This is a genomic window from Marinibaculum pumilum (assembly GCF_042646425.1).
Taxonomy (GTDB): Bacteria; Pseudomonadota; Alphaproteobacteria; order Ferrovibrionales; family Ferrovibrionaceae; genus Marinibaculum; species Marinibaculum pumilum.
On record NZ_JBHRTR010000037.1, the window covers coordinates 98584 to 99734 of the forward strand.

The window sequence follows — 1151 nt, forward strand, 5'->3', positions numbered from 1 at the left end:
GTCAGCCGTTGTGCTGCCGGTTTGCCGTTTCGTCGCCGTCGACAGGCTCCCCGGCGCCCTGTTCTCCGGCATCGTCTTCTCCGGTGCCCTCACCCTCGGTGTCGCTGTCCGTTGCTTCGTCCGCACCCTCTTCCGTGGTCTCGAGGTCGGCAAAGACCGCCTCGGCTGCCTCGCGCCTTTCCTCCGGCGAATCCTCGGCTTCGTCCTCGGCGGCCGGATCCGGCAGGACCGGCTCCGCCAGCGGGTCGCCGGCGGCGGCCTCGCCCAGCAGGTCCTCCGGCTGCGGCAGGGGATGCAGCTCGGCCGCGGTGGTCGGGTCGATGCCCTCCTTGCGCAGCTTCGCCTCGCGGCGTTCGCGCGCGGTGCGGACCACCGTGTCCAGGTCGATCTGGCTGCAGATGCCGAGGCTGACCGGGTCCTGCGGCTTGATGTTCTGGGCGTTCCAGTGGGACCGGTCGCGGATCGCGTTGATCGTCGCCTTGGTGGTGCCCAGCAGCTTCTGGATCTGGCTGTCGGAGATCTCCGGATGGAACTTCAGCATCCAGGCGATTGCGTTCGGCCGGTCGCCGCGCTTGGACACCGGCGTATAGCGGGCGCCGCGGGTGCGGCGCGCGGGCTGCGGGATGTCCGTCTTGATGAGGTTGAGGTGCGCGCTCCGGTCCTTCTCGCAGCGGGCGATTTCCGCCCGGCTCAGCTGGCCGTTCGCGATCGGGTCCAGGCCGACGATCCCGATGGCGACCTCGCCGTCGGCGATGCCCTGTACCTCAAGCACGTGCAGGCCGCAGAATTCGGCAACCTGCTCGAACGTGAGCGCCGTATTGTCGATCAGCCAGACGGCCGTCGCCTTCGGCATAAGCGGTTGCGGCATGGGTCTAGATCCTTCTTGCTGGGCTCCTTCTCTTCGATCGGCGCCGCGCCGAACCGGGCGCTGCGGGCAATCCTATGAGGTATGCGCCGGCTGCCGCCGGCGCGCCAGGGGGGAGCCCTGTTGTCGGAATGCTGCGAAATTAGGGGCAGCACCGGCAAACGGCAAGGGAATTGCTGCGGCAGCTACATATTGGGGGCAGCCGCGAATGGGCAACCGGAAACGGACAGCCGGGAACGGGCGGCGGCTGGGAGGCCGCCGGGGGGGGGGGGGGCCCCCGGGGGCC

General features: G+C 69.5%; 1 protein-coding gene. It reads right to left on the reverse strand.

The window, feature by feature from the left end:
• Position 1: 1 nt before the first annotated feature.
• Positions 2–868 carry a DUF1013 domain-containing protein gene (locus ACFOGJ_RS23735; protein WP_379905310.1) on the reverse strand — a complete coding sequence of 289 codons (867 nt, stop codon included), beginning with the start codon at positions 866–868 and terminating at the stop codon, positions 2–4.
• Positions 869–1151: the final 283 nt, after the last annotated feature.